Genomic DNA, 26,384 nt, shown 5'->3' on the forward strand with positions numbered 1-26,384 from the left:
TCTACGTACGTGGCTCGCCCGCTTTGGCGGGAGATGCAAGGATGTGTCGCGCGTCCAGCAGAAGGAGGGCCCGTGATCACACGTCGCCAGTTCTCGGTGCTCGGTGCCGCCGCGGCCTCGGTGGCCGTCGGGCCCTTGGCGCAGGCAGCGCAGGCAGCGCAGGCAGCGCAGGCAGCGCCGCGGGGGCGTTCGCCGGTGCGGCATGTGACGCTCGTCCACGGTGCCTACGCGGACGGCTCCTCCTGGTCGAAGGTGATTCCGTTGCTGCAGGCGGCAGGCCTGGAGGTGATCGCCGTGCAGAACCCGCTCACCTCGCTGCGGGACGACGTCGCGGCGACCGAGCGGGCGCTGGCGCGGCAGGACGGTCCGACTCTTCTGGTCGGTCACTCCTATGGCGGAACGGTGATCTCCCAGGCGGGACTCGCGCCGACCGTCGCCGGGCTGGTCTACGTCGCCGCGCGGGCTCCGGACGCCGGTGAGGACTACCCCGCCGTCGCGGCCCGGTTCCCGGCTCCGCCGGTCGCCCGCGGGGTCGTCAAGGCCAACGGCTTTCAGTGGCTGAGCCGGCAGGCGTTCCTGCGCGACTTCGCCCATGACCTGCCCGAAGCCGAGGCGTTGAGGCTCTACGCGGTCCAGGGACCGCTCTCGACCGCTCCGTCGACGACGACCGTGGCGGCGTGGCGGCAGAAGCCCAGTTGGTACGCCGTCTCGAAGAACGACCGCATCATCGATCCCGGTCTGCAACGCTTCCTGGCCGCCCGGATGCGTGCCCACACCGTCGAGGTGGACGCCGGACATCTGTCGCTGGTCTCGCGCCCCAAGGACATCGCGGGACTGATCCTGGAGGCTGCCCGGGGGTGATGGCCCGTCCAGCCCCTGTGCCCTGTCACCTTCGGCTGGCCGGAGACACCGGAGACACCGGAGACATTGGGGATCTCTCCGGCAGGCCCCTTGATGCCGTCTCGATGGTCTCGTCCAAGATGTCCCGGACAGGGACAGTTCGGCGGGGTCGAAGTCCACGCGGCCAACGGCCACTTGCTCCACCAGTTCCTGGCGACGGGCACCAACCACCGTACGGACGCCTACGGTGGCTCGGTCGCCGGGCGGATCCGGTTCGTGGTCGAGGTGGTTCGCGCGGTCGCCGACGCGATCGGTCCGGAGCGGGTGGGCCTGCGTATCTCGTCCGGGAACACCGTCAACGGCATCGATGAAGGGGACACCGCGAGCATCTACCCGGCGCTTTTTGCGGAGTTGGCGGGCACCGGCCTGGCCTACCTGCACCTCGTGTTCGCCGACCCGGACCAGCCTCCCGAGCGACGGCGGCCGAAGCGCGGGCGAGCGACTCCTGGCCGCGGGGGCCGACCTGATCGCGCTGGGCCGCGCCTTCTTGGCCAACCCCGACCTGGTCGCACGACTGCGCACGGGCGCACCGATCAACCAAGTACGGGACACGTACGCGATGTACGTCGGCGGAGAGACCGGGTACACCGACCACCCGACCCTGGCCGACGCGTACCGCGACACCAACTCGCCTGTCTGTGCCGGAGCTTGTGGAGGTTCCGCGACCGTCCCCCGGCTGCTCCGCCGTCGCGGTCAGGCACCGTATCCGGATCGCACGGTTACCGCGTCGAGACACGGTCTCGTTAGCCTCGGCGGTTGAAGATCACGGGGTGTACGGGGGTGGACGTATGGGGGCGACGGGCGGGGTGCGTGTGACGGGCGAGGCCGGGGAGTCGGTGAAGCGCTCGGGGTGGCGTGGAGTCGGGAAGCGGAAGGTGCTGGCAGGCGGTGCGGCGCTTGTGCTGCTCGCCGCGCTCGCCGGTACCTGGGCCACCCGGACCTGGCCCTTCACCGCCGACGAGAGCTACTGCTGGGGTGCCTGGCGGGAGAACAGCGGCCCCGAATTCCTCGGCGGCGCGGCCCTGGACGACGGCAACGGCCGACGCACCGGAACCGAGGAGGCCCCGACCCCGCAGCACCCCACCGGCACCTGCGCGGTCGCCATCGACACCTGGCACTCCTTCGGTGACGGCGACAAGATCACCACGCGTGTCAAGGTCAATGTCGACTACGGGCCGGTCCCCAAGCCCCTTTCCGAGCGCGCGACTTGGGTCGCCGATCACCTCGGGGGCGACGCGCTGCCGCTGCCCGACGGGCTGCCCGGCGTCGTGCACAGCCTCGGCGGCGCCATCGTGCTGCCGAAGCGGTGCGACGCCCCCGACGGACGGCCGACCGTCGTCACCCTCACCTCCCACGCCACGGACACCTGGAGCAAGGGCACTTCGGCTGGGCAGGTGGGGCTGGGCGGCCCCCGATCGGTAGCCGCGCTGCTCGTCGCCGCCGCCAACCACGGGATGCAGGCGGCCGGTTGTGAGGCGGGTCGGCCGTACAAGCTCGTCTCGCCGATGCTGCACCTGCCCGAGAAGGCGGAGAACTTCGTCAGCGACGACATCTGCCGTATCCCCGGCCTCACCGCCGACAAGGCGGTCGGGGACGAACTGGAGTACCAGGTCGGCGCGGTCGACCGGGACCTGCAGTCCTGCTCGCTGCGGCTCGAGCGGGGCGAGGGACGGGTCTACGACGGCTTGATGGTGGCGCAGCCCCGGCTGGCGGACCTGCTCGACGGAGTGACCGGCGACCGGCCGCCCGCGCCGGGCTGGCGTGGCACGGGCGTGTTCAAGGACGACTACGGCATCGTCCGCGCGGACTGCGCGGGCCGTCCGGCGACCTTCGTCATGCTCTACATGTCGAGCGAGCGGCAGAAGGCGTTCACCGACGCGGTCACCCAGCGCCTCGGCTGCGCCCCGCTGGCACCCCGGCACACCCAACCGTCATGACCGCCATGAGCAGCAACGAAGTCGGGGGAGACAACCCTGTGTCCGAAGCAGACGACCACCGCCCCGCCGAGGTTCCCGAACCGCCGCCCGCCTCGCGTGCCTGGTGGCATCCGAGCCGACTGCTGCGCGGCCGGGTACGGCCCGCCGTCGCCACGGCCGTCGTCGGCGTACTGCTCGGCGTCGCCGGGACGGCCTGGCAGACCGGTACCGGCCCCTTCCGGGACGACCGCACGTGCTGGGACGCGCTCGACACCGGCGACCTGAAGCGCGTCTTCCGCGAACCGGACAAGGTCGTCGCCGAAGAGACCGCCGTCCAGTACCGGGACCTGCTCGGTTACTCGGGCGTGTGCCGGATGAGCACGGGGCGCGGCGCGGTCACCGTGAACGTGCACCAGCTCGACGAGCACTACGACGGCCTCGGCCGCTGGGGCACCGAGTTCCTGGCGCCCCGGCTGGTCCCGATGGGCGGCGGGCTGCTCGGCATGGCCTCCGACACGCGCGCCTGGCTGGCCCTTCCGGAAGGCTGTGTCGGCAGGCCTTCGGGGCTCGACGGCCCCACCGTGGTCGACATCGACACCGGATGGACCGTCCAGGACCGCGAGGTCGACAAGAAGGAGCGGGCCGGGCTGACCCACATGGTGGTGAAGCTGGTCAACCGGATCATCGACCAGGAGGGGTGCAGCGGCACCGTCGTGGATCCCTCGGACCGTCTCCCGGCCGCCGACGACATCCGGGCCGAGGACCGCCCCGACGCCGTATGCGGCATCAAGGGCCTGACCTTCCCGGCGCGGTCCGAGGACGACACCGACGCAAGCGGCGGCAAGAAGGGCGGCAAGAGGGGCGGCAAGGACCGTACGGACGACTCGGCGGACTGGTCGCGCGTCCAGGTCACCCCGGACGGCGGCCCGGTACGCGCCTGCGACCACATCCGGGTGGGCAGCACGGGGCTGCGTCTGATGACGGTCTCGGACCCCCGGCTCGCTGCCCTCTTCGAGCGCTCCCGCAGCGAGTACGGCACCCCGCTGAAGGGCGCCCGCGGCAGCAGCGGGTCGCTCTCCGCACGGAACGGTGTCTTCTGGGCGAGCTGCCAGACCGGGGACGTCGCCTTCGTGGCCCGTAACACCGAGTGGGACTCCAGCGCGCTGCTGCACACGGTCTTCCCCCGCTACATCGAGGCGGAGGCCATCCGCGTCGGGTGCGGCACGCTGAAGGTCACGACCGGGACGTCCGAAGGGAGTTAGCTCGCGCAGCCAGGTCGCGCGCCGACCGTGGACTTCGAGCTGATCGGCACCGAGAATGACCGTCCGGCGAGGCGATGTCGCCTTCGGGTCCGACATCGCCGTGAGCGAGCGCGCGAGGAGATCGGTATGTCGTACCCGAAGCAGCTCTTCCACGGGGACAAGGGCGAGGTCAACGCCCGGCTGTGGAAGGGCGACTCCGCGCCCGACCTGGAGATCGGCACCCGCTCGAAGGTGCACTACCTCGCCACCGGCGCGTCCACGGGCGGGCAGTACGGGCTCTACCGATGGGACATGGGTGCGGAGCCCGGCAGCGGGCCGGGCGCGCACTTCCACCGGACGATGTCGGAGTCGTTCTTCGTCCTGTCCGGCACGGTCGGCCTGTTCGACGGCGACCGTTGGGTCAACGCCACGCCCGGCGACTTCCTGTTCGTCCCGCCGGGCGGCGTCCACGCCTTCGACAACCCGGAGGGGCCCGCGTCGATGCTGGTCCTGTTCGCTCCCGGGGCCCCGCGCGAGGCCTACTTCGAGGAACTCGCCGAGATCGTGGCGAGCGGACGCCGACTCAGCGAGGAGGAGTGGACCGACCTGTACCACCGCCACGACCAGTACATGGTCTAGGGCCCGGGACGCCAGCGATACGGAAATCGGTTGCCGCCCCTGTCGGGGTCCACTAGCGTGACTCCCATGGGAACTCTGTGATCATCCCCCGCCCGACCGCGTAGAGCCTCGCTCCGCCGTCGTGGCGTCTCGGTGTACTCGATTCCGTTTCGATCGGCACGTCCGAGAACAGGGGTTGTCGCATGCCCGCGCCCTCTTCCTCCACCACCCCCTCCTCCGCTTCCCAACTCTCCCTGCACGGCGTCACCAAGCGCTACGACGAGCGCACCGGTGCTCGACCAGTGCACCTTCTCTCTCGCCCCCGGCGAGAAGGCAGGCGCCATCGGCGACAACGGGTCAGGCAAATCAACCCTGTTGCGCCTGCTCGCCGGTGAAGAGCAGTCCGACAGCGGCGAAGTGACCGTCACCGCTCCCGGCGGCATCGGCTACCTCGCCCAGACCCTCGCGCTGCCCTCCGACGCCGTGGTCCAGGACGCCGTCGACCTCGCCCTCGCCGAACTGCGCGCCCTCGAAGCGGACTTGCGCCGCACCGAGGCCGCTCTCGGGCAGACCGCCTCCGGTGCCGACCTCACGGCCACCCTCGCGACGTACGCGCGGCTGACCGAACAGTACGAGGCGCGCGACGGATACCGTGCCGACGTCCGCGTCGACGCCGCCCTCCATGGGCTCGGCCTGCCCTCGCTCGACCGGCGGCGACGCCTCGGCACCCTGTCCGGTGGCGAACGCTCACGGCTCGCACTCGCCGCCACGCTCGCCTCCCAGCCCGAACTCCTCCTTCTCGACGAACCCACCAACGACCTCGACGACCAGTCCGTGGGCTGGCTCGAAGACCATCTGCGCGCCCACCGCGGCACCGTCGTCGCCGTCACCCACGACCGCGTCTTCCTCGAACGCCTCACCACGACCGTCCTGGAGATCGACGCCGGACGTGTCTCCCGGCACGGCGACGGGTACGCGGGCTATCTCGCGGCCAAGGCGGCCGAACGCCGCCGTCGCCGACTCCAGTACGACACATGGCGCGAGGAACTCGAGCGCAGTCGCCGCCTGGCCCGCTCTCACGCCGACCGACTGGACGCCATCCCGCGCAAGATGGAGAAGGCCGTCTTCGGCGACGGGGCCTTCCGTGCCCGCGGACGCGTGCACGGCGCCATGAGCCGCATCCGCAACGCCAAGGAACGCGTCGAACGCCTCACCGCCCACCCCGTCGCCCCGCCGCCGGACCCACTGAAGTTCACCGCGCGGATCACCACCGCGGGGGACAGCACGACGACCGAGCCGGCCGTCACGCTCGACGGCGTGGTCGTCGACGGACGCCTGCGGTTGCCCGAACTGCGTATCGCGCCTTCCGAACGGCTGCTCGTCACCGGCCCCAACGGGGCAGGCAAGTCAACCCTGTTGTGGGTGCTCGCCGGTGAACTCCCGCCGGACTCCGGCACGGTGTGCGTCCCCGGGCGCGTCGGACACCTGCGGCAGGAGGAGACCCCCTGGCCGTCCGGTAGCACCGTGCTCCAGGCCTACGCCCAGGGACGCCCCGGCGACCGCGACGAACACGCCGACCGGCTGCTGTCCCTCGGCCTGTTCGAGCCCGACGCCCTGCGCCTGCGGATCGGTGAACTCTCGTACGGTCAACGGCGGCGCATCGAACTGGCCCGGCTGGTGACCGAACCGGTGGATCTGCTCCTGCTCGACGAGCCGACCAACCACCTCTCGCCCGCCCTCGTGGAGGAACTGGAGGAGGCCCTGACCGGCTACGAGGGCGCGCTGGTGCTCGTGACAGCACGACCGCCGTATGCGGTCCGAGTTCACGGGGTCCCATCTGGAGCTGTACGAGGGAGCTGCCGCCCTGGACCGGTGAGCCGCCACACCCCGGCTCCCGCGGTCCCCACGTTCGGCGCAGTGCCTCTTCCCCGGCGAGCAGTCGCCCGACCGGCGCCGTACCGCCGATCCGGTCGGGGCAGGGGAGTGGCTCGTCGCCGATCCGGAGCGCGCCGCCACCTGCAAGCGGGCCCGCGGCAAGGGCAGGTGCGTACGCTTCGCCTGGCGCGAGGCGACCGAACTGGTGGCGGCGGCGCAGGTGCACACGGTCCAGCGGTACGACCAGGACCGGATCCCACCCCGCCGAACCCGGCACCAGCGAACGCCGCCGGCGTCGTATCGGCATCCGCTACTGACACAGGAGGCACACCACCGCCATGCAGAAGTTCTCCCTCGACGCCCGCGTCCGCGAACACCTGGAACGGGCCGCCGCGTCCCCTACCGGCCGTAGCGCCGAAACCCTCTACGGCGGCCACGAGCACACCCTGCGCCAGACCCTCATCGCCCTGCGCGCCGACACCGCTCTGGCCGAACACGAGAACCCCGGCGAGGCGACGCTGCTGGTGCTGCGCGGCCGGGTGCGGCTGCGCAGCGGCGACGACGCGTGGGAGGGCATGGCCGGGGACCTGCTCCTCGTGCCGCCCGCCCGCCACAGCCTGGAGGCCCTCGAAGACTCCGCCGCCCTGCTGACGGTCGCCAAGGCCGCCTGACCCACACGGCGTTCGCCGTCGGCTCGCGGCCCCGCGCCACCGGGCCGACGGCTAGGATCCCGTCCTGAACCGGCCCCCCTGAGGGGTACGCAACGGACGGATCACCCGCGATGACTGACCCTCACACCCCCGCCCCCGACCCCGGCAACCCGGCCCCCGTGCCGCGCCTGCTGTGCGACACCCGGGCCCTCGCCGAACTCCCCGACGCCCCGGCCGGAGCCCTGTGGAAGCTGGCCGAGTCCGGGCGCCAGCTCGACGCCAACGTCGTGCATCTGCCGGCCGGGCACCAGGTCGACACCCACACCGAGCCGGACCTCGACGTCCTCCTGCTCGTCCTGTCCGGCGACGGCACGCTGACCGCGCAGGACGACCCTCGACAGATGAGCGAGGGCGCCCTGCTCTGGCTGCCGCACGGTTCCACCCGGAGCCTGGCCGCGGGAGAACACGGCATGTCCTACCTCACCGTCCACCGACGCCGCCCCGGCATGCAGATCCGCTCGCGCCGGGAGGCGACCGGCTGAAGCAGTGTGGCCAGGGGCGCGGGGGTGTATCTGCGTACACCCCCGTTCGGCACCCAGGTGGCAGTCCCCGCGACCTCCCCGACCGGCATCGTCGAAGGCGATGGATCCGGTTCCACCGAAGGGGGTTCGCGCCATGCGGCACGACAGGGACAAGTACGACAGAGACAAGCACGGAACGGACCGGCGCGCCAAGGTCAAGTGGGTGGCTCCCACAGGGGTGTTCCTCGCCGTCGCGTTCGTAGGGGCGGGACTTCTGGGCCTGGTGCAGCCCGCCCTCGGAGTTCCTGACGAGATCATCGAGCTGCCCCAGTTCGGACCCGCCCTCGGTGTCCTGGTCGTGGCGGCGGTGTGGCCCATGCGGATCCGGTCGCTGCTGGTGCTCCGAGGCGCGACGCCGCCGTCGGGCGACGCACGTCGGGCGAGCCGGGACGTCGCCTCCTGGGCGTTGCTCGCCACGGCCGTCGGGATCATCGCGCTCGCGACGGGCGCGTACGCCCTGCTCAGCGGTGACGGTCGGGTCGGACCCGAGGACACTGGCCCACCCCTTCGTCCTGATCGCCGCCGCCCAACTGGTCGGCGCGTGCGGCGAGGAGATCGGCTGGCGGTGTCTGCTCCAGCCCGTGTTGCAGACCCGGTTCCGTCCCCTGGCGGCGTCGGTCGTGGTGGGCGTGGTGTGGGGTCTGTGGCATGTGCAGGTCCTCGGTCGCGCTCCGGCGTACGCGGCCGGGTTCGTGCTGGCCGCGACAGCGATGTCGGTGATCCTGGGGCTCGGGCTGGACCGGGTCCGGGGGAACCGGCTGCTCCTCGCGGGCGGCTTCCACGCCCTGGTGAACCTGGGCATGCTCCTGTCCATGGACGAGGAGTCGGGCACGGTGCTGCCCATGGTGCTCTTCGGACTGGCCGCCCTGACGGCGGCGGTGCCCTGGGTGGTGGCGGCGCGGACCAGGGCGGCGAGAGTGCGTACCGGGCGCCGCGACGGGGCGAACATTGCCTGACGCGGCACTAGGATCCCGATCCGGGGCGCTGACCGCGCCGACCGGCTGAGCAGGGGGAACGGCGAAGGCATGGCTGTGGGCGGACGGCTTCCGGACGGCACCGCACGGTCCGCGGTGCCCGACGGGCGCTGGCCCGGTGTCAGGTGCTGAGCCTGGAGGGTCTCGCCGTGTTCGGTGCCGCGAGCCTGGTGGTGGGCGCGCTGCTCCTGGTCCCGCTCGGCGCCGGTCTCTGGCTGCTGCCGCCCGCGGCAGCGGTCCTGCGCCGCACCTCCGACCGGTGCCGGACCCGTCTCACTCGCTGGACCGGCGCCCCGGTCGGCCCGCCCGAGCCCCTGCCCCGCGTATCGTCCGGGCGGACCGGGTCCGTGGGGCGGGCCTGTCGGCGGAGCGCCGCGGTCCTCGGCGACGACGGCTTCGGGCGGGACCTGCGCTGGGCCTTGCTGGAACCCGTCACCGGCGCCCTGCTGGTCACGCTGCCGCTCGTACTGGTCGTGCACGGGGTGTTCGGCGCACTGGTGCAGCCGTTCCTGTGGCGGCGGCTCGGTGACGACTACTGGTTCGCGTTCGTGCCGGTCCGCTCCACCCGGACGATGCTCGTCGCACTGGCCCTCGCGCTCGTGTTCCTGGCGGCGGGCGTACGGTTCGCCCCCGTAGCGCTGCGTCTGCACGCACGGCAGGCCCGCCGTCTGCTGGCCGTGCCGCCCACCGTCGAACTGTCCCGGCGCGTGGCCCGGCTCACTGAGACCCGGGCCGAGGCGATGGACGTGCACGCGGCCGAACTGCACCGTATCGAGCGCGACTTGCACGACGGAGCCCAGGCCCGTCTGGTCGCTCTCGGTATGACGCTGGACCGGGCCACCCTGCTGCTGTCGAGCGAACCCGACGCTGCTCGCGCGCTGTTGCTGGATGTGCGCGAGGCGTCCGAGCGGGCACTCCAGGATCTGCGGGAGCTCGTCCGGGGCATCCGTCCGCCGATCCTCGCCGACCGCGGACTCGGCGACGCCCTGCGGTCGTTGGCGCTGGACAGCCTCCTCGACGTGCGGGTGGACGTGCGGTTGCCCGCCCGGCTTCCGGCGCCCGTCGAGTCCGCCGCCTACTTCGCCGTGGCCGAACTCCTCGCCAACGCGGGCAAACACGCGGGCGCCGACGAGATACGGGTGACGGCCGCGCACGACGGCGCCCGGCTGCGCGTCACGGTCGCCGACGACGGGAAGGGCGGCGCGGACCCGGCGGGCGGGACCGGACTGCTGGGCGTACAACGGAGGTTGGGTACCTTCGATGGCACCGTCGCCGTGCACAGCCCGCCCGGCGGACCGACCATCGTGACCCTGGAGATTCCGTGCGCGTCGTCCTCGCCGAAGACCTCTTCCTCCTGAGGGACGGGCTGGAACGTACCCTGCGCGAACACGGTTGCGAGGTGGTCGCGGTCGACAACGCCCCCGCGCTGCGACAGGCCCTGCGCGAGGAACACCTCGACGTGGCGGTGGTCGACATCCGCCTGCCGCCGACCTTCACCGACGAGGGCCTCAAGGCCGCCATCGAGGCGCGCCGTGACCGACCGGGCCTGCCCGTGCTCATCCTGTCCCAGTACGTCGAGCAGTTGTACGTCCACGAGTTGCTGGCCTCGGGCGACGGCGCCGTCGGCTATCTGCTCAAGGACCGGGTCACCCGCACCGAACAGTTCCTCGACGCGGTCCGCGCGGTCGCCTCCGGCGGCACGGTCATGGACCCGCAGGCCATCGCCAGGCTGCTGACGCGCAGCGAGCACGGGGACGCATCGGCGGGCTCACCCCGCGCGAACACGACGTGCTGAAGCTCATGGCCGAGGCCCGGTCGAACGCGGCGATCGGGCGCGCCCTGCACATCAGCGGGAGCGCGGTGGCCAAGCACATCGCGGCGATCTTCGGCAAGTTGGGGATCGAGGCGTCGGACGACGACAACCGGCGGGTGCGGGCCGTGCCGGCGTATCTCAAGGGGTGACGGGGCCCGGCGAGTGTCGGCGCCGCTGTCGATAGGGTGGTTCCCATGGAACCGGTGGTGGTCAGTGCGTGTCTGACGGGTGTGCCCTGTCGGTACAACGGGCGCGTGGTGGAGTCGGAGCGGGGGAGGGCGCTGGCCGCCGAGGGGAGCGCGGTCGTGTTCTGCCCCGAGGTGGCGGGCGGTCTGTCCACCCCGCGTGAACCGGCCGAGATCGTCGGCGGGGACGGCGAGGACGTGCTGGAGGGCCGCGCGAGGGTGGTCGACATCACGGGCGTGGACTGCACCGAGCAGTTCCTCGACGGCGCGCGTCAGGTGCTGGACGCCGCCCGTGCCGCCGGGGCCCGCAAGGCGGTCCTGATGGCCCGCAGCCCGTCGTGCGGGTGCGGACAGATCTACGACGGTACGTTCAGCGGCACCCTGCGCCCCGGGGACGGTGTGGCGGCGGCGCTGCTGCGGCGCCACGGCATCGAGGTGGACCCGGCCTGACGGAGTGTCAACTCCCCGGTCAACTCCCCCTTTCCTGGCGGGCGTTGGCCCGGCGCCGCTCTCCGTCGAGCAGGGCGCCGGGCCGGACGCAGCGGTCAGGACAGGCAGCCGACATGGGCGAGGGCCTGCTTGAGCAGTACGCCCTGACCGCCCGGCATCTCGTTCTGCACCACGACCGAGGACGCCTCCTGCGGGCTGAACCACTCCAGGTCGAGCGCGTCCTGGCGAGGTCGGCAGTCACCGGACACGGGGACGATGTAGGCGAGCGACACCGCGTGCTGGCGGGGATCGTGGAACGGGGTGATCCCCTGCGTCGGGAAGTACTCGGCCACGGTGAAGGGCTGCAGGGACGGCGGGACGCGGGGGAGCGCCACCGGGCCGAGGTCCTTCTCCAGATGACGCAGGAGGGCGTCCCGGACCCGCTCGTGGTGCAGGACCCGCCCGGAGACGAGCGCGCGGCTGACGGTCCCGTCGGGGCCGATCCTCAACAGCAGGCCGATGCTGGTGACTTCGCCGCTCTCGTCGACGCGCACGGGCACCGCTTCCACGTACAGGATCGGCATGCGGGCACGCGCCAGCTCGAGGTCGTCGGAGGCCAGCCAGCCGGGCGTGGTTTCGGTCGTGTCAGGCATTGCCCGATCGTACGGCGACAGGCCCGCGCCGTGTGCGTGGTGCTCCAGGTCAGACGGATCTCACACCGAACCGGGTGACCGGCGGTCCCGGAACCAGCCTGCTCCGTGTGCCCGGTGGTACGGGATGCTGGAGGTATGGAGATCGAGGTGCTGGTGGTGCCGGACTGCCCGAACGAGAAGGTCGCCGCCGAACGGCTGCGGCAGGCCCTGGACGACGTGGGGCTGGGTGAGGTCGGCTTCACCACGCGGGTGATCACCGAGCGGGCCGAGGCCGAGCGGAGCGGGTTCACGGGCTCCCCGACCATCCTGATCGACGGGCGCGACCCGTTCGCCGAGCCCGGCCGTACGCCAGGGCTGGCCTGCCGGGTGTACCGCACGCCCGAGGGCCTGTCCGGCGCCCCCGACATCGAGCGGCTACGGCAGGCGCTAGCCCCGGACAGCGCTCGGACCCATCACGACGGCCTCTGACGACGGCCTCTGTCGCCTGCCGGTGTCGCCTGCCTGTGACGCCGGCCCACCCCTGACAACAGACCGCCCCGGCCGGATGCGATCCGGCCGGGGCGGCTGTGCGTACGCGGCGGTGGTTACGCCAGCGTCGCCAGGGCGTCGTTCCACGTCGCCGACGGGCGCATCGTCGCCGCGGCCTTCGCCGGGTCGGGCTGGTAGTAGCCGCCGATGTCGGCCGGCTTGCCCTGGACGGCGATCAGCTCGTCGACGATCTTCTGCTCGTTCGCGGCGAGCGTCTCGGCGAGCGGCGCGAACGCCTTCGCCAGCTCCGCGTCGTCGGTCTGCCGGGCCAGCTCCTGCGCCCAGTACAGGGACAGGTAGAAGTGGCTGCCGCGGTTGTCGATGCCGCCGACGCGACGGGTCGGGGACTTGTCCTCGTTGAGGAACGTCGCCGTGGCGCGGTCGAGGGTGTCGGCGAGGACCTGGGCGCGGGCGTTGCCGGTGGTCTTCGCGTACTGCTCGAGGGACGGCACCAGGGCGAAGAACTCGCCGAGCGAGTCCCAGCGCAGGTAGTTCTCCTTGACGAGCTGCTGGACGTGCTTGGGCGCGGAACCGCCGGCGCCCGTCTCGAACAGGCCGCCGCCCGCCATCAGCGGGACGACCGACAGCATCTTGGCGCTGGTGCCCAGCTCCAGGATCGGGAACAGGTCCGTGAGGTAGTCACGGAGGACGTTGCCGGTGACGGAGATGGTGTTCTCGCCGCGGCGGATGCGCTCCACCGACAGCTTGGTCGCCTCGATCGGGGACAGGATGCGGATGTCCAGGCCCTCGGTGTCGTGCTCCGGCAGGTACTGCTCGACCTTGGCGATCAGGTTGGCGTCGTGGGCGCGGTTCGCGTCCAGCCAGAACACCGCGGGGTCACCGGTGGCGCGGGCGCGGGTGACGGCGAGCTTCACCCAGTCCTTGATCGGGGCGTCCTTGGCCTGGCAGGCGCGGAAGATGTCGCCGGCCGAGACGGTCTGCTCCAGGACGACGGTGCCGTTCTGGTCGACCAGACGGACCGTGCCCGTGGTCGGGATCTCGAAGGTCTTGTCGTGGCTGCCGTACTCCTCGGCCTTCTGCGCCATGAGGCCGACGTTGGCGACGGAGCCCATGGTGGCCGGGTCGTAGGCGCCGTGGGCGCGGCAGTCCTCGATCACGGCCTGGTACACGCCCGAGTAGCTGCTGTCCGGCAGCACCGCGAGGGTGTCGTGCTCCTGGCCGTCCGGGCCCCACATGTGACCGGAGGTGCGGATCATGGCCGGCATGGAGGCGTCCACGATCACGTCGGAGGGCACGTGGAGGTTGGTGATGCCCTTGTCGGAGTCGACCATGGCCAGCTCCGGGCCCTCGGCCAGCTCGGCCTCGAAGGAGGCCTTGATCTCGGCGCCCTCCGGCAGGGCCTCAAGGCCCTTGAAGATGCCGCCCAGACCGTCGTTCGGGGTCAGACCGGCCGCGGCGAACGTCTCGCCGTACTTCGCGAACGTCTTCGGGAAGAAGGCGCGCACGACGTGACCGAAGATGATCGGGTCGGAGACCTTCATCATCGTGGCCTTCAGGTGCACGGAGAAGAGGACGCCCTCCTCCTTGGCGCGGGCGACCTGGGCGGTCAGGAACTCGCGCAGCGCGGCGACGCGCATCACGGCGGCGTCGACGACCTCGCCCTCGAGGACCGGCACCGACTCGCGCAGCACGGTGGTGGAGCCGTCGTCGCCCTTCAGCTCGATGCGCAGCGCACCGGCCTCGGAGATCACCACGGACTTCTCGGTGGAGCGGAAGTCGTCCGCGGCCATGGTCGCCACGTTGGTCTTGGACTCGGGGGTCCAGGCGCCCATGCGGTGCGGGTGGCTCTTGGCGTAGTTCTTGACCGAGGCGGGGGCGCGGCGGTCGGAGTTGCCCTCACGCAGGACCGGGTTCACGGCGGAACCCTTGATCTTGTCGTAGCGGGCGCGGACCTCGCGCTCCTCGTCGGTCTTCGGGTCGTCCGGGTAGTCCGGCAGCGCGTAGCCCTGGCCCTGCAGCTCCGCGATCGCGGCCTTGAGCTGCGGGATGGACGCCGAGATGTTCGGCAGCTTGATGATGTTGGCGGCGGGCTTCTTGGCCAGCTCGCCCAGCTCCGCGAGGGCGTCCGGGATGCGCTGGCCCTCCTGGAGGTACTCCGGGAACACGGCGATGATGCGCCCGGCCAGCGAGATGTCACGCGTCTCCACGGTGACACCCGCCTGCGAGGCGTACGCCTGGACCACCGGCAGGAAGGAATACGTCGCCAGGGCCGGGGCCTCGTCAGTGTGTGTGTAGATGATGGTCGAGTCAGTCACCGGGTGCTCCGCTCCACGTCTGCAACATTGCTCGACATCAAGATATCTCGTGATCGCCTCTGACTCGACAGCGGTTCCGGTCGGTACCGGTCCCTTGCCCGCCGATGCGCGGTCACTGATCGTCGAACGACCCGTGCCGCCCGGCCCCCGCCGTGAAGCGGGCCGCGCCCGGCAGGCCCTCGGCCAGCACCTTCATGCCGTGGCGCAGCTCGCCGCGCAGGGCCTCGGCCTCCGTCAGCCCCTCCTGGTCGAGGACCGAGGCGCGGTCGCCGCGCAGGCAGTCCTGCGGGAAGCGGGCGAGGGCGGCGGCCAGCTCCTCGGCCTCCGCGCGGGCGCGCCCCGTCGGCACGACGCGGTTGGCGAGCCCCATCTCGTACGCCTCACGGGCCGGTACGGGACGTCCCGTGAGGATCAGGTCCAGCGCGCGGCCGGTGCCGATCAGCCGCGGCAGCCGTACCGTCCCGCCGTCGATGAGCGGCACGCCCCAGCGGCGGCAGAAGACCCCGAACACCGCGTCCTCCTCGGCGACGCGCAGATCGCACCACAGCGCCAGTTCGAGCCCGCCGGCCACCGCGTGCCCGGCGACCGCCGCGATCACCGGCTTGGACAGCCGCATGCGGGTCGGCCCCATCGGGCCGTCGCCGTCCTCGGCCACGCGGTTGCCGCGCTCGGTGCCCACGGCCTTCAGATCGGCGCCCGCGCAGAACGTCCCGCCCTCGCCCCACAGCACCGCCACCCGCGCCGACGCGTCCGCCTCGACCTCCCGGAAGGCGTCGGCGAGCGCGGCGGCCGTCGGCCCGTCCACCGCGTTACGGGCCCCGGGACGGGAGAGGACGACGGTGGCGACATGCCCCTGGCGCTCGATCCGGACCGGCATCAGGCCGCCCCTTTCACTCGGTTCCTTCGATTCCTTGACCTCGACATTGCTTGAGGTCCTAGCGTTTGTCCCATGAGCATGGAGACCACCGCCTGGCAGCAACTGCACAGCGTCATGACCGCCCGGCAGGAGCGCAGACCCTTCGCCCGCGCCACCCTGCGCCGCATCGGCGCCTTCGCGCGCCCGCACCGCCGCCGTATCGCGCAGTTCGTCGTGGTCAGTGTGGTGACCGCACTGCTCGCCGTCGCGACTCCCGTCCTGGCCGGCCGCGTCGTGAACACGATCGTCTCGCACGGAGACCGGGGCACGGTCGTCCGGTTGTCCCTGCTCATCGCCCTCATCGCGCTCGCCGAGGCGGCACTCGGCCTCCTCGGCCGCAGGCTGTCGGCCACGCTCGGGGAAGGCCTCATCCTCGATCTGCGCACCGCCGTGTTCGACCATGTGCAGCGCATGCCGGTCGCGTTCTTCACCCGGACCCGTACGGGCGCGCTGGTCAGCCGTCTCAACAACGACGTCATCGGCGCCCAGCGCGCCTTCAGCAACACCCTGTCCGGCGTCGTCGGCAACATCGTCACGCTGCTGCTCACGCTCGTCGTGATGCTCACCCTGTCCTGGCAGATCACCCTGCTCGCCCTGGTCCTGCTGCCGGTCTTCGTCCTGCCCGCGCGGCGCATGGGCGGGCGGATGGCGCGCCTGCAACGGGAGGCCGCCGACCTCAACGCCGCCATGGGCAACCGGATGACCGAGCGCTTCTCCGCGCCCGGCGCCACCCTCGTCAAGCTCTTCGGACGGCCGGAGGACGAGTCCGCCGAGTTCGCCGCGCGCGCCCGGCGGGTGCGGGACATCGGGGTACGGACGGCGATGGCGCAGTCCGCGTTCATCACCGCGCTCACCTTGGTCTCCGCCCTCGCGCTCGCCCTCGTCTACGGCCTCGGTGGCTGGTTCGCCCTCGGCGGCACCCTGGAGCCGGGCGCGGTCGTCTCGCTGGCCCTGCTGCTCACCCGCCTCTACGCGCCGCTCACCTCCCTCGCGGGCGCACGCGTCGAGGTGATGAGCGCCCTCGTCAGCTTCGAGCGGGTCTTCGAAGTCCTCGACCTCGAACCGCTGGTACGGGAGAAGGCGGAGCCGCGGCGGGTCCCCGACGGCCCGGTGGCGGTCGAGTTCGACCGTGTCCGCTTCGGCTACCCGTCCGCCGACAAGGTCTCCCTCGCCTCGCTGGAAGAGGTGGCCGCCCTGGACACGCGCGGCGGCACGGAGATCCTGCGCGGCATCTCCTTCCGCGCCGAACCCGGGCAGACCGTCGCGCTCGTGGGCTCCTCCGGCGCCGGGAAGTCCACCATCGCCGGGCTGCTGCCCCGGCTCTACGACGTGGACGAGGGCGCCGTCCGCGTCGGCGGCGTCGACGTACGCGACCTGAGCGCCACCTCGCTGCGCGAGACCCTCGGCATGGTCACGCAGGACGGCCATCTGTTCCACGACACCGTACGGGCCAACCTGCTGCTGGCCCGCCCGGACGCCTCCGAGGACGAGCTGTGGGACGCGCTGGGCCGCTCCCGGCTCGACGACCTCGTACGGTCCCTGCCCGACGGACTCGACACCGTCGTCGGTGAGCGGGGCTACCGTCTGTCCGGCGGCGAACGCCAGCGCATGACCATCGCCCGGCTGCTGCTGGCCCGTCAGCGCGTCGTCATCCTGGACGAGGCCACCGCCCATCTGGACAACACCTCGGAGGCGGCGGTCCAGGAGGCCCTCACGGAGGCGCTCTCGGGCCGTACCGCCGTCGTCATCGCCCACCGGCTGTCCACGGTGCGCGCCGCCGACGCGATCCTCGTGATCGAGTCGGGCCGGATCGTGGAGCGGGGCACGCACCATGAACTCCTCGCGGCGGGCGGGCGATACGCGCAGTTGTACCGCACGCAGTTCGAGAAGGCGGGCGTACCGCCGGAGGCCGAACCGGAGGCCGTCGGGTAAGGACGGCAGGTCCCGGGGTCCCAGGGCCGTTCGGCCCCTGTTGCCCGTCCCACCCACTGACTTCACTGGTCCCGCGGTCCCGTCGTCCCGCCTGCCCGCGGTGCGGCGGGACTTGTGGTGCGCGGGCGGACTGGACGGCGTCGTACGAGGGAGCCTGCACGGAGCCGGACGCGGCGACCGCCGACCGCACGGGCACACCCACCCATCGACCCGCGCGGGCCACCGGCCCGCACCGAGCACGAGCGAGGCGGACCGACCCCGATGACCAGCAGCACTGCCACCGTGCACCAGCTCACCACCACGGCCCCGGACGACGGAGGGCAAGGGGAGATCACGCAGGAGGGCACGACCGGGGCGTCCCGTGCTTTCGCCTGGATGCTGATCGTCACCGGGGCGCTCGGGGTCCTCTCCTCGTTCGTGATCACCATCGACAAGATCGAACTGCTGCGGAACCCGAACTTCGTCCCGGCGTGCAACCTGAGCCCGGTGGTGTCCTGTTCGAACGTGATGACCAGTGACCAGGCGTCCGTGTTCGGCTTCCCCAACCCGCTGATCGGGCTGGGTGCCTACGCGGTTGTGGTCGCGGCCGGTGCGGCGCTGCTGGCCGGGGCCCGCTACCGGGGCTGGTTCTGGCTCGGGCTCAACGCGGGCGGGCTGCTCGGGGTGGGCTTCTGCATGTGGCTGATGAGCCAGGCGCTGTACGAGATCGGGTCGTTGTGCCTGTGGTGCTGCCTGGCGTGGGTCGCCACCATCGTCTTCTTCTGGTACACCACCGTGCACAACCTCCGGCACGGCATCATCCGGGCCCCGAAGGCGCTGGTCGCCGGGGTGCAGGAGTTCCACTGGGTGGTGCCGGTCACCTGGTGTCTGACCATCGTGATGCTGATCGCCACGCGCTTCTGGTCCTACTGGCAGACGCTGCTCTGACCTCACCCTTCCTCGCTTCGGCCGTCCCTTTCGGCCGTCCCTTCCGCCCTCTGCCGGTCCCGGGGTCGAGGGCCATGTATGTCCGTCTTGCTCCGATCCGGCGGCGGGCTCGGGACGTTGGGCCCTTCGACCGGGACCTTGCGGGGGCCCTTCGGCCCTATCCGGACCAGGTACCCAGGCGCCGATCATGATGCGCGGCCGGGAAGGGTCGTGGCCGTGGTCGTCTCGCACCCAGGTCGCTTCCCGGCCCGTCACGCACACGCCCAGGGAGGATGCCGTCCGGTGGACGAGGCACAGATAGAACAAGTGGGGACCGCGCCGACGCGCACCGAGGTCTCCGTGACGGACGAATCGTCCGGACAGGTGGAGCATGTTTCGCGGCGGTCGGCGTGGGTGGAGTGGCTGACGACCACTGACCACAAGAAGATCGGCACGATGTATCTGGTCAGCTCGCTGATCTTCTTCATCGTCGGCGGACTGCTCGCCTTGCTGATGCGTGCCGAACTGGCCCGGCCGGGCATGCAGCTCATGTCGACCGAGCAGTTCAACCAGGCGTTCACGATGCATGGTTCGATCATGCTGCTGCTGTTCGCGATGCCGCTGTTCACCGGCTTCGCGAACTGGATCATGCCGCTGCAGATCGGCGCTCCCGACGTCGCCTTCCCGCGACTGAACATGCTGGCCTACTGGTTCTTCCTGTTCGGTTCGACGATCGCGGCCCTCGGCTTCCTGACCCCGGACGGGGCCGCCGACTTCGGCTGGTTCCTCTACGCCCCGCTGTCCGACAGCGTCCACTCGCCCGGCCTCGGCGCCGACCTGTGGATCATGGGTGTGGCGCTCTCCGGCTTCGGCTCGATCTTCGGTGCGGTCAACTTCATCACCACGATCGTCTGCATGCGCGCCCCCGGCATGACCATGTTCCGCATGCCGATCTTCGTGTGGAACGTGCTGCTGACCTCCCTGCTCGTCCTCATGACGTTCCCGGTCCTCGCCGCGGCGCTCTTCGCGCTCGAGTGCGACCGCAAGTTCGGCGGCCACATCTTCGACGCGGCCAACGGCGGAGCGCTGCTGTGGCAGCACCTCTTCTGGTTCTTCGGCCACCCGGAGGTCTACATCCTGGCGCTGCCGTTCTTCGGCATCGTCTCCGAAGTCATCCCGGTCTTCAGCCGTAAGCCGATGTTCGGCTACATGGGCCTGGTCGGGGCGACCATCGCCATCGCCGGTCTGTCGGTGACCGTGTGGGCGCACCACATGTACGTCACGGGCGGTGTGCTGCTGCCGTTCTTCTCCTTCATGACCTTCCTGATCGCAGTACCGACAGGTGTGAAGTTCTTCAACTGGATCGGCACGATGTGGAAGGGCAGTCTGTCCTTCGAGACACCGATGCTCTGGACGATGGGCTTCCTCGTCACCTTCGTCTTCGGTGGTCTGACCGGTGTCATGCTGGCCTCGCCGCCGCTGGACTTCCACGTCTCCGACACGTACTTCGTCGTCGCGCACTTCCACTACACGCTCTTCGGCACGGTCGTGTACGCGATGTTCGCCGGATTCCACTTCTGGTGGCCGAAGTTCACCGGCAAGATGCTCGACGAGCGGCTCGGGAAGATCACGTTCTGGACGCTGACGGCCGGCTTCCACCTCACGTTCCTGGTGCAGCACTGGCTGGGCGTGGAGGGCATGCCGCGCCGGTACGCGGACTACCTGGCCGCCGACGGCTTCACCACCCTCAACACCTTGTCCACCATCGGCTCGTTCCTGCTCGGTCTGTCGGTGCTGCCCTTCTTCTACAACGTGTGGAAGACGGCCAAGTACGGCAAGAAGGTCGAGGTCGACGACCCGTGGGGGTACGGCCGTTCGCTGGAGTGGGCCACCTCCTGCCCGCCGCCGCGGCACAACTTCGCGTCGCTGCCGCAGATCCGGTCCGAGTCCCCGGCGTTCGACCTGCACCACCCCGAGATCGCCGCACTCGAGAAGGCGAGCTGACCCGTGTCCCGGACCGTGCTCGCCCTCGGGGCCGCGCTGGTGACCGCCGCCGGCTGTGTCTGGTACCTGCCGGCGCTGGCCGACCTGCGTGCCGGTGCCGACCGCACCGTCTCCCGCCGCACCGCCGCGGCGGCCACGGTGAGCGGCTGGACCACGCTCGCCGTCGTCGCCGCCCTGCTGCTCGTGACCCGAGCCTGGTGGATCCCCTGCGCCGCCGCCCTCCTGGGCGCCGCCGTCACCGGCGGTGTCCGAGCGCGGGCGATCACGCAGCGCCGACGTGAGACACGCGAAGCCGCCCGTCAGTGGGCGGAGTTGCGCGCCGGCACGGTCCGGGACCGGGTGGACCACTCACGGGGCATCTTCGTCGTCGTGGTCGCCTGCGGGCTGGCCATGGCCGCGCTCACCGCGGTCATGACCTTGGCCGCGGGTCCCGAGGACAGCCTGCACTGGGTGCTGGCCGTCGCCGCTCCGGCCGTGGTGGTGGGGCTGTTCCTCACGGCCGCGATCACCTGCACCCATGTGTCGCGCCGTACGACGACGAGCCACGCGCGCGCTTCGCGCTGACGGCTGGTCGCACCACGGCGCCGGGCCCCGGCTCACCCCGGAACGGGTGAGCCGGGGCCCTTTGCCGTCGGCGGGTGGCGTCAGGCCAGAGTGACCTCGACCGGCAGCTTCTTGATGCCGTTGACGAAGTTGGAGCGGACGCGGGGGATGTCACCGGCCAGCCGGATGTCCGCGATGCGCGGGATCAGCTCCTCGAACATGATGCGGATCTCCGTACGGGCCAGCAGATTGCCCAGGCACAGGTGCGGGCTGCCCTTGCCGAAGGTGACATGGTCGTTGTTCTGCCGGGTGACATCGAAGTCGTACGGGTTGCCGAAGACCTTCTCGTCGCGGTTGCCGGAGGCGAACCACATCACGACCTTGTCGCCCTCCTTGATCCGCTTGCCGCCCAGTTCCACCTCGCGGGTCGCGGTGCGCCGGAAGTGGTAGAGGGGCGAGGCCCAGCGCAGGAACTCCTCCACCGCGCCCGGGATGAGCGAGGGGTCGTCCTTGAGGCGGGCCAACTGCTCCGGGTGCTGGAGCAGCGCGAGCAGGGAGTGGGAGATGGTGTGGCGGGTGGTCTCGTTGCCGGCGACCACCAGCAGCAGGAAGTAGTTGTCGAAGTCCTGCGCGGACAGCGGGACTCCGTCGCGGGGCGTCGCGTTGACGAGCTGCGAGACGAGGTCGGTGCCGTCGCCGCCGCGGCGCTCCCGGGCGAGTGCGCGGCCGTACTCGAAGACCTCGATCGAGGCGGGGGAGCGGAAGGGCAGATCGCGGTACTTCTCGCTCTCCTCGGTGTTGAGCAGCACGTCCGCGTAGTCCGGGTCGGTGTTGCCGATGATCCGGTTGCCCCAGTCGATGAGCTGCTGGTTGTCCTCCGGCGGTACGTCGAGGAGGCGGGCGAGGACGTTGATGGGGAAGTCGGCGGACACCTCCTTGACGAAGTCGAAGGTGCCCTTGGCCAGGGCCGCGTCGAGCGTCCGTGCGGTCAGGCCGCGCAGGAAGTCGCTGTAGCTGCTGATGACGTTGGCGCCGAACTGCCGCTGGATCACGCTGCGCAGGGCGCGGTGGCGGACGCCGTCCATCTCCAGGATGGAGGCGCGCTTCTTGATCTGGTCGTCGTCGACCTCTTCGAGGTTGACGAACCTCGTGGAGGTGAACGTCTCCGCGTCGCGGTCGACCCGGGCGATGTCGGCGTGGTGAGTGATCGACCAGAAGCCGGAGTTGGGCGCCTCCTCGGGCTGCCAGTGCACCGGCTCCTCGTGGCGCAGGGTGTGGAACATCCGCCAGGGGGTGACGCCGTCGGCGAAGTTGTCGAGGTCGGCGAGGTCGACCTGGTCGAGCGGGAGCGGCTCGGCGAGGGCGGCGCGCAGTTCGGCGCCGGTGGTGGGGTGGGCGGGGACCGTGGGACTCGTCATGGTGGTGCGCCTCCTGGGCGACGGGACGACGGGACGAAGGGGAGAGCGAGGGGGGACTGAGGGGGCGAAGGGGCAGGACGTGGCGGGGGCCGTCACAGGTGCTGGGCGTACTCCGTGAACTCCCAGTCGGTGATGTGCCGTTCGAAGCGCTCGACCTCGTTGCGCTTGTAGGCGAGGAAGGAGGCGGTGAACTCCTTGCCGAGCACCTCGGACAGGGCGGTGTCCGCCTCCAGCGCGTCGAGCGCGGCGGGCAGATCCTTCGGCAGCAGGGCCGCGCGGGCGGTGTCGTAGCCGTAGCCCTCCAGCGGGGCCGGGGGCTCCTCGCCCGCCTGGACGCCGAGCAGCGCGGCGGCGAGGGTGCCGGCGATCAGCAGATACGGGTTGGCGCCCGCGTCGCCGAGGCGCAGTTCGAGCCGGGCGCCCGAGCCGCGCTCCGGGGGGATGCGGACCATGGCGCTGCGGTTGTCCAGGCCCCAGTCGATCAGCCAGGGCGCGAGGGTGTCGGGCCCGAACCGCTTGTAGGAGTTGACCGTCGGATTGGCCAGCGCCGCGAGCGCGGGGGCGTGGGCGAGGATGCCCGCCACGGCGTGGCGCGCGGTGGCCGACAGGCCGTACGCCCCGGCGGGGTCGTCGAAGGCGTTGCGGCTCTCCGCCGCGTCGGTGGTCTCGCACGACAGATGCAGATGGAAGCCGGAACCGCCCGCGTCCGCGAAGGGCTTGGCCATGAAGGTGGCCACATTGCCTTCCTTGCGGGCCAGTTCCTTGACGGCGGCCTTGAAGCGGAAGGCGCGGTCGGCGGCGTCGAGGGCCGCGGAGTGGGTCAGGTTGATCTCGTACTGGCCGCCGTCGAACTCGTGGTTGCCGGTGACGACTCCGAGGTCGGCGTCGCGCAACTGCCGCAGTGTGCGCAGCAGATGGTTGTCGGGGTCGGAGCGCAGCCCGGCGGTGTAGACGGTTCCGGTGGCCTCCGGGGAGCGGCGCCAGCCGGTGGGCGTGCCGGGGGCGGGCTCCAGCAGGAAGTACTCCAGCTCGGGGCCGACCACCGGGCGCAGCCCCTGCTCGGTACATCGGGCCAGTACGCCGCGCAGCAGGTTGCGGGGTGATTCGGCGGCTGCCCGGCCGGTCCCCGCGTCGGTGACGTCGCCCAGGCACCAGGCGACGCCCGGCTCCCAGGGCAGGGTCACGAGGGTGTCGAGGTCCGGGCGGACGGTGACGTCGGGCAGTCCGGCGTCGAGCCCTCCGGCGACCGGGACCACATCGCCCTGGGGGCTGGTGTGGTACACGGCCTTGCAGAAGGCCAGCCCGTGGGCGCATGCCGAGGGCAGATGGTCCAGCAGGACGTCGCGGGCACGGTCGGTGCCGATGAGGTCGGGGAAGACCACCCGGACCACGTCGATGCCCTCGGCGGAGAGCCGCTCCATGTGCCGGCGGATGTCTGGGGTGTCCTGGGCGCTCACCGATGTCTCCTTGGGCGGGATGGTGGGGCGCCCTCGGGCCCTGGGGCTCCGAGGGCGGAAGGACGCGAGCCGGGGATGAGGGGGAGGGAATCCCGGGCTGCTCATTTGAGCCCGAACGATAGGAACTGGATTCACGACGCCGCAAGGGGGTGGTCGAAGAAATTTATCCATCTGGACAGCTCTTGACCACCGTCCCTCCCGTTCTTATGTTGTTTGACGCCAAACGAGTTGGGGGTGCGGTTCCCCGCACCCCTTTGGCGAAGGGGCCCGGTCCGCCAGCGATCGGGCCCCCTCTCACCCCACCGCCTCGTTCCGACGCCCCCCCAGGAGGACCGGCCATGAAGGTCGTCGTCGACATGAACAAGTGCCAGGACCACGGCCAGTGCGTCTTCGCGGCCCCCGACGTCTTCCGGATGGACGACGACGGTCACCTCGCCTACGTCCCCGACCCGGACGACGCGCTGCGCGACGAGGTCGAGGAAGCCGCCGACGTGTGTCCGCTCCAGGCCATCCGGATCGAGGGCTGACATGGGCGCCCGCATCGTCGTCGCCGGCGCCTCCCTGGGCGGCCTGCGGGCCGCCGAGCAACTGCGCGCGGCGGGCTGGACCGGAGCCGTCACCGTCATCGGGGACGAGCCCCATATGCCGTACAACAGGCCTCCGTTGTCCAAGGAGGTCCTCGCGGGCAAGGCGCCCTTCTCGTCCCTGGCCTTCACCCCGAAGGCAGCCGCCGCCGACGTCGAATGGCGGCTGGGCACGGCCGTCACCGCCGCCCGGCTCGCGGACCGCGTCGTCGTCCTGGACGACGGCAGCGAGCTGCCGTTCGACGGCCTCGTCGCCGCCACCGGCATGCGACCCCGCCGACTGCGCTGCCCCGGCCCGCTCACCGGGCGGCACACCGTCCGCACCATCGCCGACGCGCAGGGCCTGCGGGACGAACTGACCCGGCCGGGCGCCCGCGTGGTCGTGGTGGGCGCCGGGTTCATCGGCTGCGAGGTCGCCGCCACCGCGGTCGCGCTCGGCGCCGCCGAGGTCACCGTGGTCGACCCCCAGCCCCTGCCCATGGTGGGCCCGCTCGGCGACCTGCTCGCCACCGCGCTGCTCCGGCGCCACGAGGAACGCGGTGTACGCTTCGCGCTCGGCGCGGGCGTCGCCGGCTTCGAGGGCGAGGACCGGGTCACCAAGGTCGTCCTGGACGACGGCAGGGTCCTCGCGGCCGACGTCGTCGTGGAGTCCGTGGGCTCGCTCGCCAACACCGAGTGGCTGGACGGCAACGGCCTCGACCTGTCCGACGGAGTCCTCACCGACGAACACCTGCGCATCGGCGGCCTCCCCTACGCGGTGGCGGTCGGCGACCTCGCCCGCTTCCCCAACGCCCGCTACGACGGCGTGGCGCGCAGGGTCGAACACTGGTCGATCCCCACCGACACCGCCCGGCACGCCGCCAAGTCCCTCGTCGCCCATCTCCACGGCACGGACGCCGACTTGGCGCCCTTCGCCCCGCTGCCCACCTTCTGGAGCGACCAGCACGAGTTCCGCCTGCAGTCCTTCGGGGCCCCGGCGCTCGGCAAGGACGACGTACGGGTCCTAGACGGCGACCCGGACACGGACGTCGTCGTCGGATACCACCGCGACGGCCGCCTGATCGGTGTCGTCGCCCTCGGCGGCCAGGCCGCGGCGGGCGCCGCCGCCCGCTACCGCCCCCAGCTCCTCAAGCAGATCGCTCCCACGGCCCAAGGAATCCCGACATGACCAGCGTCCGCGGCTACTTCCCTCCCAAGACGGCGACCGGCTCCTCCTCGCTGATCCCCTCGCCCCCCTGGCGCTACTCCGGCGACCTGCTGACCGTCGAGTACCGCACCGACCCCGCCCGTGTCCGCGAACTCCTGCCCGAACCCCTGGAGTTGTCGGACGAGGACCCCGGCGCCGTTGCCCTCATCTGGGCCGACTGGCAGTCCTGCTCCGCCTCCGGGGAGGAACTGCTCGACCCCGTACGCGCCCAGTACAAGGAGGCCTTCGCCGTCGTGCGCTGCTCCTACCGGGGGCGGACGTACTCGCGCTGCGTCCACATCTGGGTCGACAAGGACTTCGCGATCGCCCGCGGTCTGCACCAGGGCTACCCGAAGAAGCTCGGCTCGATCCACCAGACGCGCCCGCACCCCTACGGCCCCGCGCCGCGCATCGAGGCAGGCGCCCGCTTCGGCGCCACCCTCGCCGCCGCGGACCGGCGCCTGGCCCAGGCCGTGGTCACCCTGCGCGAGCCGTCCGAGACGAACGGGTTCGTCAACGGCCACCCCATGGCGCACCACCGCTGGCTGCCCTCCATCGAGAAGGGCAAGGGACTCGCCCTCGACGAACTGGTGGAGTCCGGCGCCGCCTCCTTCGAGGCCGGACCGGCCTGGCGCGGCGAGGCCGAACTTGAGCTGTTCGAGGCACCCACCGAGGAACTGGCCCGCCTGGAGATCCACGAGCCGATCGCCGCCTACTACCGCCAGGTCGGCGTCGTATGGGACGGCGGCCGACTGTTGGAGTCCGGCACGTCCGGTGCCGAGTAACCACCCTTCTGTTA

The 26,384-nt window shown here is 71.4% G+C and carries 22 protein-coding genes and 3 pseudogenes; 20 read left to right on the forward strand and 5 right to left on the reverse strand.

The features are described 5' to 3' along the window. The first annotated feature begins 72 nt into the window (after nt 1–72). The 12 genes and pseudogenes from NGF19_RS09870 to NGF19_RS09925 all read left to right on the forward strand — a co-directional run bounded on the left by NGF19_RS09870 (nt 73) and on the right by NGF19_RS09925 (nt 11,203). Nucleotides 73–861: an alpha/beta hydrolase gene (locus tag NGF19_RS09870; protein WP_252424141.1), complete on the forward strand. Its 789-nt coding sequence runs from the start codon at nt 73–75 to the stop codon at nt 859–861. A 138-nt stretch (nt 862–999) separates the two neighbouring features. After that, nucleotides 1,000–1,660: pseudogene (locus NGF19_RS09875) on the forward strand (oxidoreductase); the annotation flags it as partial. Between the two features lie 28 nt (nt 1,661–1,688). Continuing rightward, entirely contained in the window at nt 1,689–2,837 is a 1,149-nt protein-coding gene (locus NGF19_RS09880; protein WP_252424142.1) for a hypothetical protein, read from the forward strand. Nucleotides 2,838–2,875: 38 nt separating this feature from the next. Beyond that, nucleotides 2,876–4,078, forward strand: a complete 1,203-nt coding sequence (locus NGF19_RS09885; RefSeq protein ID WP_252424143.1) for a hypothetical protein — start codon at nt 2,876–2,878, stop codon at nt 4,076–4,078. Nucleotides 4,079–4,204: 126 nt separating this feature from the next. Next, on the forward strand, nt 4,205–4,696 hold the full coding sequence (locus NGF19_RS09890; RefSeq protein ID WP_252424144.1) for a cupin domain-containing protein: 492 nt from the start codon (nt 4,205–4,207) through the stop codon (nt 4,694–4,696). Between the two features lie 182 nt (nt 4,697–4,878). Next, a pseudogene (locus tag NGF19_RS09895) lies at nt 4,879–6,551 on the forward strand (TlrC/CarA/OleB/SrmB family ABC-F type ribosomal protection protein). Between the two features lie 337 nt (nt 6,552–6,888). Next, the gene (locus NGF19_RS09900) at nt 6,889–7,221 is read left to right on the forward strand and encodes a cupin domain-containing protein (protein WP_252424145.1); all 333 of its coding nucleotides are present in this window, start codon (nt 6,889–6,891) and stop codon (nt 7,219–7,221) included. A gap of 110 nt (nt 7,222–7,331) precedes the next feature. Then, nucleotides 7,332–7,742 carry a hypothetical protein gene (locus tag NGF19_RS09905; RefSeq protein ID WP_252424146.1) on the forward strand — a complete coding sequence of 137 codons (411 nt, stop codon included), beginning with the start codon at nt 7,332–7,334 and terminating at the stop codon, nt 7,740–7,742. 506 nt (nt 7,743–8,248) lie between these two features. Further along, nucleotides 8,249–8,737 carry a CPBP family intramembrane glutamic endopeptidase gene (locus NGF19_RS09910; RefSeq protein ID WP_252424147.1) on the forward strand — a complete coding sequence of 163 codons (489 nt, stop codon included), beginning with the start codon at nt 8,249–8,251 and terminating at the stop codon, nt 8,735–8,737. A 143-nt stretch (nt 8,738–8,880) separates the two neighbouring features. Further along, nucleotides 8,881–10,113, forward strand: a complete 1,233-nt coding sequence (locus NGF19_RS09915) for a sensor histidine kinase (RefSeq protein ID WP_252424148.1) — start codon at nt 8,881–8,883, stop codon at nt 10,111–10,113. After that, a pseudogene (locus tag NGF19_RS09920) lies at nt 10,077–10,717 on the forward strand (response regulator transcription factor). The gene NGF19_RS09915 and the pseudogene NGF19_RS09920 overlap by 37 nt, the downstream one beginning before the upstream one ends. A 45-nt stretch (nt 10,718–10,762) precedes the next feature. Beyond that, nucleotides 10,763–11,203, forward strand: coding sequence for a 2-thiouracil desulfurase family protein (locus tag NGF19_RS09925; protein WP_252424149.1), 441 nt, complete (start codon nt 10,763–10,765; stop codon nt 11,201–11,203). A 95-nt stretch (nt 11,204–11,298) separates the two neighbouring features. Here NGF19_RS09925 and NGF19_RS09930 read toward each other — a convergent pair whose 3' ends face one another. After that, nucleotides 11,299–11,835, reverse strand: coding sequence for an NUDIX hydrolase family protein (locus NGF19_RS09930; RefSeq protein WP_252424151.1), 537 nt, complete (start codon nt 11,833–11,835; stop codon nt 11,299–11,301). A gap of 135 nt (nt 11,836–11,970) precedes the next feature. On the opposite strand from NGF19_RS09930, the gene NGF19_RS09935 reads away from it, so the two are divergent. Next, nucleotides 11,971–12,303, forward strand: coding sequence for a hypothetical protein (locus NGF19_RS09935; RefSeq protein ID WP_252424152.1), 333 nt, complete (start codon nt 11,971–11,973; stop codon nt 12,301–12,303). 116 nt (nt 12,304–12,419) lie between these two features. On the opposite strand, the gene NGF19_RS09940 is transcribed toward NGF19_RS09935, so the two are convergent. Both NGF19_RS09940 and NGF19_RS09945 read right to left on the reverse strand, forming a co-directional pair. Further along, complete coding sequence (locus tag NGF19_RS09940; protein ID WP_252424153.1) at nt 12,420–14,639, reverse strand: NADP-dependent isocitrate dehydrogenase; 2,220 nt, start codon at nt 14,637–14,639, stop codon at nt 12,420–12,422. 112 nt (nt 14,640–14,751) lie between these two features. Then, entirely contained in the window at nt 14,752–15,516 is a 765-nt protein-coding gene (locus tag NGF19_RS09945; protein ID WP_252424154.1) for a crotonase/enoyl-CoA hydratase family protein, read from the reverse strand. A gap of 78 nt (nt 15,517–15,594) precedes the next feature. On the opposite strand from NGF19_RS09945, the gene NGF19_RS09950 reads away from it, so the two are divergent. The 4 genes from NGF19_RS09950 (at nt 15,595) to NGF19_RS09965 (ending at nt 20,961) form a co-directional block, all read left to right on the forward strand. Then, nucleotides 15,595–17,487, forward strand: a complete 1,893-nt coding sequence (locus NGF19_RS09950; RefSeq protein ID WP_252424339.1) for an ABC transporter ATP-binding protein — start codon at nt 15,595–15,597, stop codon at nt 17,485–17,487. 261 nt (nt 17,488–17,748) lie between these two features. After that, complete coding sequence (locus NGF19_RS09955) at nt 17,749–18,414, forward strand: vitamin K epoxide reductase family protein (protein WP_252424156.1); 666 nt, start codon at nt 17,749–17,751, stop codon at nt 18,412–18,414. A gap of 339 nt (nt 18,415–18,753) precedes the next feature. Continuing rightward, entirely contained in the window at nt 18,754–20,397 is a 1,644-nt protein-coding gene (ctaD, locus tag NGF19_RS09960; protein WP_252424341.1) for an aa3-type cytochrome oxidase subunit I, read from the forward strand. A 3-nt stretch (nt 20,398–20,400) separates the two neighbouring features. Continuing rightward, nucleotides 20,401–20,961 carry a hypothetical protein gene (locus NGF19_RS09965; RefSeq protein WP_252424157.1) on the forward strand — a complete coding sequence of 187 codons (561 nt, stop codon included), beginning with the start codon at nt 20,401–20,403 and terminating at the stop codon, nt 20,959–20,961. An 80-nt stretch (nt 20,962–21,041) separates the two neighbouring features. Here NGF19_RS09965 and NGF19_RS09970 read toward each other — a convergent pair whose 3' ends face one another. Next, nucleotides 21,042–22,358, reverse strand: a complete 1,317-nt coding sequence (locus NGF19_RS09970) for a cytochrome P450 (protein WP_252424158.1) — start codon at nt 22,356–22,358, stop codon at nt 21,042–21,044. A 92-nt stretch (nt 22,359–22,450) separates the two neighbouring features. After that, nucleotides 22,451–23,815: a glutamine synthetase family protein gene (locus NGF19_RS09975; RefSeq protein ID WP_252424159.1), complete on the reverse strand. Its 1,365-nt coding sequence runs from the start codon at nt 23,813–23,815 to the stop codon at nt 22,451–22,453. A 338-nt stretch (nt 23,816–24,153) separates the two neighbouring features. Here NGF19_RS09975 and NGF19_RS09980 point away from each other — a divergent pair, with 338 nt between their 5' ends. The 3 genes from NGF19_RS09980 to NGF19_RS09990 are packed head-to-tail and all read left to right on the forward strand — an operon-like array spanning nt 24,154 to nt 26,370. After that, entirely contained in the window at nt 24,154–24,342 is a 189-nt protein-coding gene (locus tag NGF19_RS09980; RefSeq protein ID WP_252424160.1) for a ferredoxin, read from the forward strand. A gap of 1 nt (nt 24,343) precedes the next feature. Then, nucleotides 24,344–25,567, forward strand: coding sequence for an NAD(P)/FAD-dependent oxidoreductase (locus tag NGF19_RS09985; RefSeq protein WP_252424162.1), 1,224 nt, complete (start codon nt 24,344–24,346; stop codon nt 25,565–25,567). Continuing rightward, nucleotides 25,564–26,370, forward strand: a complete 807-nt coding sequence (locus tag NGF19_RS09990; RefSeq protein ID WP_252424163.1) for an acetoacetate decarboxylase family protein — start codon at nt 25,564–25,566, stop codon at nt 26,368–26,370. The genes NGF19_RS09985 and NGF19_RS09990 overlap by 4 nt, the downstream gene beginning before the upstream one ends. Nucleotides 26,371–26,384: the final 14 nt, after the last annotated feature.

Source organism: Streptomyces macrolidinus, assembly GCF_023887685.1.
Taxonomy (GTDB): Bacteria; Actinomycetota; Actinomycetes; order Streptomycetales; family Streptomycetaceae; genus Streptomyces; species Streptomyces macrolidinus.